Genomic DNA, 10,862 nt, shown 5'->3' on the forward strand with positions numbered 1-10,862 from the left:
GGCCGGGTGTCGGGCCGAGGCGGAACCCGCCAGGCTGCGGCTTCCCGGAGGTGGTGTACGGCAGGAAGTCCAGCGGGCTCTCTCCCTGCGAGGGGTAGACGACGCAGTCCGAGAGCACGGCCAGCGGATACAGGCCTGTCAGCTTGACCATGTTGCTGAGCTTGCGGTGCATGTTGACCCGGGCCTTGCTGATGACCGCGGCACGGATGTCCGGGCGCCAGGTCGGGCGCTCAAGGGCCGGCCACCGCTCACCCTGCTTGTAGTGGCGGCCCTGCGGGCGCTCACGAAGTTTGCCGACGCCGCCTTTCACCGTGGCCTTGATGGCGGACAGGACGGCGGCGAGTGCCGGGTCGGTCTGCTTGTGGCGTTCCATCGCGGCGAGGAACTCGGTGTCGGTGAGGTCCTTGGTGACGCCGAGGTCGGCGAGGGTGTCCACGTAGGCCGTGCGGAGCCGGTCGTGCCAGGGGTCCAGGTACGCACCGGTCTCCCGGCGCAGGTACGCCTCGATCGGGGTGACGTTGTGGCCGAGCTCCTGGGCGTAGGCGACGGTGTGCGTCTGGTACCAGGCCGGTCCGGTGGGGCGGGTTCCGTCCGGGGTGAACGGGGACGGCAGGCGCGGGTCCACCTCGATGGGGGAGAGGTCGACCAGCCAGGAACCGGGGATCTTCGGGCTGAACTGCGGGGTGTGGAAGTGGTCCGGGGCGGACAGGCCGACGACCAGGCGGGCCGCGGCCGCGAGGAACGCGGTGTTCAGGTCCAGGCCGACCGCGAAGGGCAGCGTGCACTCCTCATCGGACAGTGTCTCCACCGGCCGCACCCACTGGTAGGCCTCCTCGTCGAGGAACCCGCCGTCCCAGCCGGAGTTCACGACAACCGGGTGTTCGGCGGTGGCCTCCGGCGGCGCCGGATCGACCGGCTCCATGCCCAGCGAGCCGGGGTTGTGGCCGGACACCCAGTTCCCGGACTCCGGATCCTGCACGGCCCGGGTCGGCGGGCGCAGTGTTGTCATCAGCTCGAGGCCGGAGACGGCGGTGGAGCCGCGGGGGGTGATGACGCGCTGGGCGTAGGTACCGAGGACGCGGGCGATGTCGGCCGGCTCCATGTCCGTCACGCCGGGCCAGGAGCGTTCATCGAGCGCGTCCCAGGGCAGGATCGCGAGCTGTACGCACTGGCGTTCACGTCCCTGGGCCTTGCGGTAGATGCGGGCCCACGGTCCGAAGCCGCGCCGGGTGAGGTGCCACTTCGCCCTGGCGACCTGCTTGACGACCGGGTGGTCCTCGGGCAGGCGCAGCGAGCGGCGCTGCTCGTGGCCTTCCAGGCGCTCGGGCAGCCCGAGTTGCACCGCTGCGGTCGCGGTGAGCACGATCAGCGGGTCGGAGTCCTTGCCGTGCCGGTTGAGCCGTGTGGCTCCGAGTCCTGACTCGCGCAGCGTCCACTCCACCAGCTGCGGGATCGTGGTGGCCGGGCAGTCCAGCACGATCCCGTCCGTGCCGTAGGCGGAGCCGTCGCCGTCCAGCACGGCGAGCGGGCCGTGCGGGAAACGCGGGTCCGGGGCGGTCTTCGTCGCTTTCTTCGCTGCCGGGCGGGGCGAGGTTGCCGGGCGGGGCGAGGTTGCCGGGCGGGGCGAGGTTGCCGGGCGAGTCGCAGGAACGTCCGCCGGGGCTTCGGCGGTAGGCGTCCGGGGTGTGGCCGCCGACGTTGTACCGGCCTGGCCGGCGGACTTCTCCGGGACTCGGGCTCGCTCGGGCTCGGCTGCGACGACCGGGGCGGGCGCGGGCGGGGAGGGCGCGGGCGGGGCGGGCGCGGGCGGGGCGGAGAGTGTTTTCGGGGCGGGCGGCGGGGTGGCGGCGGGATAGCGGTGGGCGAGGCCCTCGAGGAGGCGGCGGTAGGCCTCCAGGCGCTCGCCTTTGGGTTCGGCGCGGCCGGCTTCCCAGGCGGTGATGCTCGGCACGCGCACGCCGAGCGCCTGGGCGACCGCAGCCTGGGTGAGGCCGGCTGCCTCGCGCAGTCGTACCCGCTCGGCTGGAACGGGCAGCACGGTGCCGTCGTCGACCGCGGCGAGCAGCGAGTCGATCGCGGTGAACAACTGCGGTGGCTGGTCACTCATCTGCGGTTCTTCCTCGCTCACCGGACGCCCTGGCGGATCTCTTCGAGCCGGGTCATCAGCCGCTGGTAGCGCTGGGAGGCGGCCTGGGATGAGTTCAGGCCCTGGAGCTGGGCGATCTGCCGCCAGTCCATACCGCGGCGCCGAGCCTCGATGACCACCTGGGTCTCCAGCCGGTCCAGCTGTTCACGCATGCCTTCGAACAGGCCCAGCGCGGCGCCGACATGGGCGGGCATCACACCTGGCGCCTGCCCCTGGTGGCCCTGCTCGCCGGCAGCGGCCAGCAGCCGCCCTATCAGGGATGCGTCCTGCTCCACATGGCGCGCTGCCGTGGTGCCGTCGGTGGGGACGGGGGCCAGTGCGGACAGCCGCTCACGGGCCTGCTCCCTGGAGTCTCGTGGCATACAGCCACCCTACCGCCCGCAGACAATGAAACAATGTTTCGTTGTCTGCTTGATTGTCACGGAAGTAAGTAGGTCTCGCCGAGGGCTTCTGCGGTGAGCTGGAGCCAGGCCCTCACCGCAGAACACGACGCCCTCACCGCCGCCCTGGACGCCACCGCCACCGAGTACAACCCCGGCCTCCGCGCCGCGTTCGGTGTCGGTCCGGACACTGCGGCCCAGCTCCTGGTCACCGCCGGCGGAAACCCCGACCGCCTGCGCACCAAGGCATCCTTTGCAGCCCTCGCGGCGTCGCACCTGTCCCAGCCTCCAGCGGCAGGACCAACCGTCACCGCCTCTCCCGCGGCGGCAACCGCGGAGCAACGCCGCCTTCTACCGCATCGCCCTCGTCCGCATGTCCAGCGACGCCCGCACCCGCGAATACGTCGCCAGGCAGACCACCGCCGGACGCACGAAGAAGGAGATCATCCGCCTCCTCAAGCGCGCGATCGCCCGGGAGGTCTTCCGCTACCTCACCACACCGGTCAGTGTTCCGGACGTTTCCGACCTTCGGCCAGCACGCCAGGCCAAGAACATCACCCTGACCACCGTCGCCGAGCACTTCAGCGGCTGGCCGGCCGTGATCTCCTGCATCGGACGCGGCACACGCCGCGACGACGACCTCGCAGGCGCCTACCGCTGCCACCGAGCCGGAAACAGTCCGAGGAGCTGTCACCCAGTACAGGAGGCGTACGCGCTCGACTTTGCCGGCGTACGCGTGCAGCTGGGGGCCGGCGTTGTCGCCGGGGATCGGCTCACCGACCGCGAGGTCGACGGAGACAACGACCAGCGCGTGGACCTTTGCCCGTCAGCTCTACCTAACCAGGGGCCCTTTCAAGCAACAGGTGGAATAGCGCAAGCGGGTCTTCTACAAGTTGCCTGATCCGCTCGAAGTCGTGGCCGTGGAACCACTCGAAGATCCGACCGCCCTCAACCTTTCCGTTCAGGACGAGGTGCAGGTTCGTGAGAACACTAGATTCCAACCGGTATGTCTCACTTCTGGTCCCGACGGGGGCAGAAATTCATCCATCGACCAGGGCGTACCCGAGGTTCCGCGCCTGGGTTTCGTACTTGTCGAACTGTCGCTCAGGAACCCCTGTGGAACCCACCTTCACCACTGCACGTAAGCCCTGGAATCCCAGAAAGTACAACCGCTCACCCTCCCTGTCCGGCTCCGGCAGCTCTTCACGCAGTCGTTTGCGTACCAGGTAGGAAGTCAGTCCGATCTCTGTTTGCCTCCACGGCGGCACAGCTCCTGCTTGGAGGTCAGATATCGCTTTCGCGCGAGCCGCCTCGGGGCCGATCTCCTCAGCCCACTTCGCCATGAGGACTTCGCGGATGATCTGTTGCGGGATACGTGGCACCGTGTCAGCTTCTCAGGCAGCACTGACAAGCGGATATGCGAGAGCCCCGGACCTGCGCGGTTGTGCCGAAGCTCAGTAGTTGTCACCAGCAGAGCCGGATGACGTGGTGAATGAGACCGGACGAAGCTGCCTGGATGTCACCAACAAGGCATTCGACGTGTCACATGCGCTCATTCAGCGCTCTTTCCGTCACCGGGGAATGGCGGGGGCGGTGACGGGCCCGCCCCCGGGCAGGCACCGGCCCCCGTCGCGGGCATCAGAGCGCGCTGAAGCCGCTCTCCCCCGGTCGGCGGCAGCCGGTGATGGCCGCCAGGGGGATTCCCCCGATGAAATCCATTTCCTGGGTGGAGCCGACGGGACCGATGACGGCCGCGGTCGCGGTCTCCAGGGACGTGCTGTTGGCGTAGACCGTCGGCTTGGTCAGGATCTTGCTCCGCGCGGGCGGCGCGGCGAATCTGTGCCAGCCGCCGACCTGGATCTGGTAGAGGTGCCGGTCGTTGCTGGCGTACCCGCCGCAGTCCTCGTCCAGCGCCGTGGAGACCAAGGTCGGTTTCGGGCTGCTGACGTGGGCCCGGGCGTAGGCGATCGGGTCCTCAAGGAACACGGCGAGTTCGGTCGCGACGGATGTGCTGTTGCGCGACCTCATCCCGTTCGCCTGCCGGATGGCCTCGGGGGAGCGCCCATCGGCTCGGAAGAAGACCAGGCTGGCCGATCCGGCGAGCGTGTACCCGTGTGCGGGGGTGGTGGACTGCGCCTGCGCGGGCTCCGCGGCGGCCGACGTCTGCCCGGCCGAGTTGGTCTGGTCGGCGCTGGAGGTCTGCGCGGCCCCGCCGAGCCTCAGGTTGTCGGGCTTGTTCGGTACGGGCGGCGGATTCCTTTTCCCGTCGGACGCTGTCTGTACGGCGACCGGGCCGCCGTGACCCTCGTGGGCGGCACCGGTGGCGGGGGCAGTCCGTGGCTCCACGGCGCGTTGCACACCGAGCGGTGCCTGCATGACGCGCTGCGCGTTGGCCTCCGCGGCGCGTTCGAACTTGTCGGAAGCGTCGGAGACGCGAAGCCCGTTGCCCGTTTCCGTACCGGCCACAGGGCCCTGACGCTGCTGGATGACATGGGTCAGTTCATGGGCGAGGGTGTGCTTGTCCCCACCGTCGGTGCCGATGACGACATGGCTGCCGGACGTGTAGGCGCGGGCGCCGACCTCGGTGGCCGACGCACGGGCGGCGTTGTCATCGTGGACGCGCACGTCGGAGAAGTCCGCGCCGAGCCGCGTCTCCATTTCCTGGCGCACCGGCTCGTCGAGAGGCTTTCCGGCGCTGCGGAGCACGTCGTGGACGGCGGAACGCTGCACCGGTGCGGGCGAGGTCGCGATCTCCTGGTGGCCGCAGCCGGCGCCGTGCTCGTGCTGTTCCCGGGCCCAGGGGTGGTCGGCGCCGCGGAGCATCTGAACGACCGCGGCGTTGCCCGCAGCGCCCTGTAGGCCGAGCAGACCATGCTGCGCGGGCGGGGCGGATGCGGGCCGACGGGCAGGGATACGGCTGTTGCCCACCCCGGTGTGGTAGCCGGCCTTCTCCTGATCGTGCACGGGAGCCCCCTTCTGGCGTGAGATCGTCAACTTCCCTGGCTACGTGGCGGGGAGCCGCAGGCGCAAGGTACGGGCAGGCAGCAAGCAATGACCGGACGGGCACATCCGATGCCGCGATGATCCGCGTGTGGGCCGACCTGTTCTCGCCAGGGGCGAGAACGGCCCCCCGGGGTCCAGGTGCAGCTCCTCGTAGACGTCATCCGGCACATTGACACGCAGTTCGTGTCGGGCCGCGCCCGAATCCTGAGCGTTCATGACGTCGCTCCTCCTGGTTCGGCGAGCCGGCAAGGCAGTGCGGCGGCGGAGCAGCATAGGTCTTGGCGGAACAGCTGCTCCTCCGGCGTCTCCCACGGTTGCGGCGTGGCCCGGGGCAGGTCGCCGGTTCACACACGCGCTCTCGGCCGGCCCGGCGCCCGACGGCGCTCGCCTTGTCACCAGCCCGCAAAGCAGGACCGGTGTAACCAGCTCCGGCGCTCCACCAGTCGCCAGATCTCCCCACACTCCCGATGGCCCGGCCCAGCGCCTTCTGACCGGCGCTCCCGGTGACAACAGGCCTGCCTTGGTGACAGCTATCTCGCTTCGGCTCAACTGGGGCTCGCGGGCAGCTCGGCAGCCAGGACCTTGGCCTGGCGGACAGCGGTCGCGCGGCGCTGCAAGGCGGTGAAGCTGAGCTGGCCCTTCGAATTGGCCCTCAGCGTTGGTCGTCGCGCTGCGGGTCCAGGTCGTCGAGGACGCCAGTGTCCAGAAGCGCAGACAGGATGGACTCCCGCTCGTCTGCGTTGCTGAGATCCTCGGTGCTGCGTGCCGCAATTCTGGTCACGCCGTGGGCGGTGGCGGCGGCCACCCTGTTCAGCAAGCGCAACTGCTGCACGACTGGACGGAGTCGTGCAACGAGAGCCTCGTTCTCTGTGTACGAACAGAAGCCCGGGAGCACACCGAAGAATCGCTCCATGCCCGCGAGACTCTCCGCGCTGGGCTTGCGTCCTTCGGTGAAGATGTAGTGCACCGTCTGCTTGCTGATTTTGGCGCCCTCTTCTTCGGCTCCGCGAGCAATTTCGCCAAAGGTGTACGGCCGGGGTGTCCGGCCGCTCAGCCTGCGGGTCATCGGGCGCTTGAGGCGTGTTTCGCGGAGAAAGACCAGGCGGCTGTGCTGTCGGCCTTCCGCTGCATCAACCGCTCCCGCATGCCAGTTGTCGAGCTGGGCGCCGTTGAGTAGAGCGGTGATCCGTTCAGGCGCTACGCCAGTCGCGAAGCTCAGCTTCTCGGCGTCGAGGAGCGGCGCGAGCTTCTCGCGCGCAGCGAGAGGCAGCCCCTCTTCGAGGGCGCGGAGTTCGTCCAGCAACGCTCGGAGTTCGCCAGCGTGCGGTTGGTGCTGGGGCGGGCTGAGCTCGCTCTGTGCCGTCTCGCCGGCGGGATCGTTCACCTAGGGGCTCTCCGTGGCTTGGCCGGCCGGACCGGGGGGTGCTTCAAGAGGCTACCGTGAGGCCGCCCCGGCCACGAGGGCCGAAGCGATCTTAGGTTCCCCACCCCACCGCACATGATCGTCCACAATCATTGACGATTCGGTGTCCGTGTATGAGGATCGATCGCGAACCAAAACACGGCTCCGGCCATAGCAAGAGAGGTGATTGGGCGTCACTGGCTGGATCCTAAGCGCCTACAACACCCCGCTGCCATGTCAGCGCCTCCCTGACGAGGTCGCGGCCGTCTGCTGCGCATGGCTCAACTCGCGCCTACCAAGCCATTGGCTCTATGGAGCTGTCCCCCGAGTCGTGCGTCAGCGGCAATCGCGAGACGCCACCCTGGTCGAGGCGATCGACCCCAGCCGTATACCCTCTTTCCCCGGTGCGTACCTGCGCCGGGGAAACGTATAGCCGGGGCGCCTGGTCGTTATGCCGGTACAAGTTCCACATGTCAACCGCCGCTGGCTCCCCGCAGGTATCAATCCTGGCGGCCCCAGTGGCTGTGATGCTCGCTGCCTTCTCGCAGCGTGTGGAGACGCCGAGCTAACACTTCCAGCGGGTGCTCTCTCTCACAGCCAAGTTCATAGGAGCTGGAACTCGCATGTCGCAGCCGCCCGTGCCACCCGTCCCACCCGCAGCCCCGGGGCCCTGGCCCCAGGGCCCTCCCGGTTTCGGTCCCGCCCCGTACGCGGGTGGACCGTATGGTGCTCAGCCGCCGTACGGCCCGATGCCGCCTCACTTCCAGCAGCTCCCCGGTCAGCCGGGCGGGCCGGACGGCAGCAAAAAGCGCCGGACGGCGGTCATCGCGGGCTGTGTCACCGCGGCCCTGGCGGTCCTGGCCGCCGGCACCCTTGCGTTCCTCCACTTCAACGACGGGCAGCAGTCGGCTGCCGACGGGAAGGGGAACGCGCCGGTGAAGGCGTCACAGGTGGCCGACCCCACGCAGAGCCGCGTGCTCCTGAACGTGCCGCCACCGCCGGAGAAAGTCGAAGAGGAGGGGCACAGGGGACCCGGCGCATGGGTGACGTCGCACTCCTACGTCTCGGGCGGCCCCGACTCGATCCTCGGCTACGACCTCGACAGCGGAAAGCCGACCTGGACCCTGCCGCTGGATGGTGATCTGTGCCGCGCGTCCAAGGAAGTGACCAGCAAGGGCTACGTGGCCGTGGTGTTCGCCGGGTCCAAGAAGCCGTACAGCAAATGCACCCAGATCGCGGTGATCGACATCAACCAGGGCCGCAAGGTGTGGCAGAAGTCGGTGCCCAAGGCCCATCGCGGATTGGACCTCAGTGTCGCCGTCAGCGAGAACTTCGCCGCGGCCGGATGGTCGGACGAGGGGTCGTGGGGCTTTGCCGTCGACACCGGCAAGACCGTGTGGGACTCGCCCCCGCCGGGATGCGACTACGAGGAGTACCTCGGCGGCAGCACGCTGACGGGTCTCACCTGGTGCAACGATCACTTCGCGGTGTCACAGCGTGATCCGCGTACAGGCAAGCCGTCGCGGACCGTGAAGCTGCCGGAAGATGTGGGGTATCCGTATCTGGCCTCGGCTGATCCGCTGGTGGTCGCCTCCTACGTGGGCGATGAGGACAACCAGCTCGACGCGAACCGGATCTGGACGTTCAACACGGACGGCTCGGTCAAGGCGACCATCAAGGTCGACGACTACATTCCCGGCTGCCAAACCGGCACCGGCACCGGGTGCGGCGCTCTCGTGGTCACACAGGACACCCTCTACCTCGCCAGCCGTCCGGAGCACATCACCAGCGGCAACCACATCGCCGCATTCGACGCGAGTACAGGCAAGCGCAAATGGACCGTCGACGGCGCGGGCTGGTCGGAAATGCGGCCTCTGCGCGCCGACAAGGACGGCCTGATCTTCTACAACCTCGCCGGCCAGACACGGGACGGTAGCGGTGTATTCCACCTCGCTGCCGCAGACGGAAAGCAGACCGTGCTCCTGAAGCAGCCCTTCACCTTCGAAGTCGCGGATACGACAGAGCAGATGATTTCGAGGGACATGGATGAGCCAGTCATCTACGAAGACGGACGCATCTTCTTCCACAAAGAATCCGGCTACTTCCAGGACGAGATCCCCATGAACTACGCCCTCACCACCCACTGATTTAGGGGACGGGGTACGGCTTATGGACTCGAAGTGCCGTCAGCTCACAGATACCTGCTGCGGGGCTTCGGACAGTACGAGATCGATGATCTGTTCGGTGAGGGGCTCAAGGGAGATGTCGTAGCTGCGGGCCACCTGTTGGAGCCGGGCGATGGCCTTGCGGACTCCGGAGGGGTTGCCGGTTGCCCACTCGATGCGCATCCAGTCCCTGTAGAAAACTTCCGACGTCTCGTCGATGTCAAGGCCGCGCAGCACCGCATGGCGGGCCGCGTCCATGTCGGGGTCGTCGCCCTCGGTGAGCCAGGCAGCGAGCGTATGGGCGACGTCAACGACTCGCGAAATGATCTCCTGCTGGATCGAGTCGGCCCACGGGTAGTCCTGGCCCTCGAAGGGTTTACCGCGGACCAAACCGAGCGCGTTCTCCAGGTCCGGGATGCCGGTGTCGGGGCCGGCGGCCAAGGCGCGTGTGGCCAGCTTCTGGAAGCGGTCCCAATCGGAACGGCTCCCGGGACGGAACGCGTACCCGTTCTTGGGGCGGGGCAGATATGGCTGTCCGTCAGCGGATGTACTGAAGCGGGAGCGGATCTCTGAGAGCCGGGACTGCAGGGTGCGGGTCGACCACGGGTTCACTGGGTCCATCGCCGTGCACAAGGTGTCGGCGCTCCGTCCGGGCCTCAGGTAGATCAGAGCCGCGAGCGCCCCGACCTTGGGGCCGTGACCGGAACTGTTAGGTCTTTCGTTTGGATCAGGCCGGATCAGTGAGCGGGGTCTGGCGCCGTGGATCGCAAGGCGGAGGATGGCGGAGCCATGCCGACCGACGACAACGCGGCGAGGTGCGGCACCAGGGCACGCGAGCCCGGCCTGATCCAAACGAGAGGCCCTAATGCCACTGACCTGGAGTGGGCCGAGCATACAGATCTGCGGTGCAGCAGGGTCTTCATCTTCGGTGTCGTCGGTGTTCGGCGCGTCCGGCTGAGCTTCAGGACAGCAGCGACAGAAAGGGATGGGGCACGATCGCCTGCACCCCAGGGTGCTGCCGGTCCCAGGAACACCGAGGCCACCATGTCGCCGCACCACCCTGCGCGCTGGATCCCTTTCCGAGCCAATCGACCTGCACTCACTCAGGCAACGCGGAAGCCGCGATGACCCAAGTCAAGGGATCCTGGAGGCAGGGGACGAGCAGTCACCTGCCATGACGCCGACGGGCCTGGTCGTTTATCGCTCGGAGTTGGCGGCGGGTCTTGTTCAATGCCCGTGAGAGATCGGCGAGCAGTAAGAATGCCTCGTCGCGCTGGGCGGTTACATCAGGGGAGGCCGGCTTCCAGGCGCCATCGTCGGTACTTGCACGCGCCATCTCTGCGCACGCGGAGAGCAGACCGGTGACGCTGGTTCGGAACTCGTCGATGTCGCCTGGCGAATACGTCTCGATGCTCAGCGGGGTCGCATGCACAGCATGTTCCCGATGGGCCGGACGCGTGCCCTCCGTCACCAGCCTGAGCGGGCGCCCGTTTGCTGCACGTACTGACATGCACTCCTCCAATGCTGCGCCACCCCGTGCTGCAGCAGGCCCTACAAGGTATTGGATGACCTGAGGATGCTTCGCCTTGGCCTTGAGGGAAGGCTGGCGGTCGCACGGATGTGATCTTCGGTCACCCTGATCCTGGGGGCACGGTCACCAAAGTGTCAATAAACGTAGACGGTTTGGCTGTAAGTTGCGGTGTCGAACCCAGGGCCGATCCCGGTGCGCAATCAGCTGAAACAGGACGGCGGCTGCCCCCGTGGGC

Annotated in this window: 9 protein-coding genes; 2 read left to right on the plus strand and 7 right to left on the minus strand. The window is 68.0% G+C overall.

What is annotated here, in order from left to right:
* Both tap and ACFWFI_RS35190 read right to left on the minus strand, forming a co-directional pair.
* On the minus strand, nt 1-2,107 hold a 2,107-nt coding region (gene tap / locus ACFWFI_RS35185; RefSeq protein WP_387398401.1), incomplete at its 3' end, for a telomere-associated protein Tap.
* A gap of 17 nt (nt 2,108-2,124) precedes the next feature.
* Complete coding sequence (locus ACFWFI_RS35190) at nt 2,125-2,508, minus strand: hypothetical protein (protein WP_387398403.1); 384 nt, start codon at nt 2,506-2,508, stop codon at nt 2,125-2,127.
* 391 nt (nt 2,509-2,899) lie between these two features.
* Between ACFWFI_RS35190 and ACFWFI_RS35195 the strand changes: the two genes are divergently transcribed.
* On the plus strand, nt 2,900-3,427 hold the full coding sequence (locus tag ACFWFI_RS35195; RefSeq protein WP_387398406.1) for a hypothetical protein: 528 nt from the start codon (nt 2,900-2,902) through the stop codon (nt 3,425-3,427).
* A 139-nt stretch (nt 3,428-3,566) separates the two neighbouring features.
* On the opposite strand, the gene ACFWFI_RS35200 is transcribed toward ACFWFI_RS35195, so the two are convergent.
* From ACFWFI_RS35200 to ACFWFI_RS35210, 3 genes are all read right to left on the minus strand, one after another.
* Entirely contained in the window at nt 3,567-3,908 is a 342-nt protein-coding gene (locus ACFWFI_RS35200) for a hypothetical protein (protein ID WP_387398408.1), read from the minus strand.
* A 256-nt stretch (nt 3,909-4,164) separates the two neighbouring features.
* A complete protein-coding gene (locus tag ACFWFI_RS35205) occupies nt 4,165-5,490 on the minus strand; it encodes an eCIS core domain-containing protein (protein WP_387398410.1) in 1,326 nt (441 codons plus the stop codon).
* A 691-nt stretch (nt 5,491-6,181) separates the two neighbouring features.
* The gene (locus ACFWFI_RS35210; protein ID WP_387398412.1) at nt 6,182-6,913 is read right to left on the minus strand and encodes a hypothetical protein; all 732 of its coding nucleotides are present in this window, start codon (nt 6,911-6,913) and stop codon (nt 6,182-6,184) included.
* 767 nt (nt 6,914-7,680) lie between these two features.
* Between ACFWFI_RS35210 and ACFWFI_RS35215 the strand changes: the two genes are divergently transcribed.
* Nucleotides 7,681-9,078, plus strand: a complete 1,398-nt coding sequence (locus ACFWFI_RS35215; protein WP_387398415.1) for an outer membrane protein assembly factor BamB family protein — start codon at nt 7,681-7,683, stop codon at nt 9,076-9,078.
* A 39-nt stretch (nt 9,079-9,117) separates the two neighbouring features.
* Here ACFWFI_RS35215 and ACFWFI_RS35220 read toward each other — a convergent pair whose 3' ends face one another.
* Together ACFWFI_RS35220 and ACFWFI_RS35225 are read right to left on the minus strand one after the other, a co-directional pair.
* Nucleotides 9,118-9,717: a bacterial transcriptional activator domain-containing protein gene (locus ACFWFI_RS35220; protein ID WP_387398417.1), complete on the minus strand. Its 600-nt coding sequence runs from the start codon at nt 9,715-9,717 to the stop codon at nt 9,118-9,120.
* Between the two features lie 544 nt (nt 9,718-10,261).
* On the minus strand, nt 10,262-10,606 hold the full coding sequence (locus ACFWFI_RS35225) for a hypothetical protein (RefSeq protein ID WP_387398419.1): 345 nt from the start codon (nt 10,604-10,606) through the stop codon (nt 10,262-10,264).
* Nucleotides 10,607-10,862 lie beyond the last annotated feature (256 nt).

Source organism: Streptomyces sp. NPDC060209 (assembly GCF_042728155.1).
Taxonomy (GTDB): Bacteria; Actinomycetota; Actinomycetes; order Streptomycetales; family Streptomycetaceae; genus Streptomyces.

Bases quoted from the DNA above. Each gene is read 5' to 3' on its own strand.
- ACFWFI_RS35190 (WP_387398403.1), bottom strand. From the start codon at position 2,508: ATGCCACGAGACTCCAGGGAGCAGGCCCGTGAGCGGCTGTCCGCACTG.
- ACFWFI_RS35215 (WP_387398415.1), top strand. From the start codon at position 7,681: ATGCCGCCTCACTTCCAGCAGCTCCCCGGTCAGCCGGGCGGGCCGGAC.
- ACFWFI_RS35220 (WP_387398417.1), bottom strand. From the start codon at position 9,717: ATGGACCCAGTGAACCCGTGGTCGACCCGCACCCTGCAGTCCCGGCTC.
- ACFWFI_RS35195 (WP_387398406.1), top strand. From the start codon at position 2,900: ATGTCCAGCGACGCCCGCACCCGCGAATACGTCGCCAGGCAGACCACC.
- ACFWFI_RS35225 (WP_387398419.1), bottom strand. From the start codon at position 10,606: ATGTCAGTACGTGCAGCAAACGGGCGCCCGCTCAGGCTGGTGACGGAG.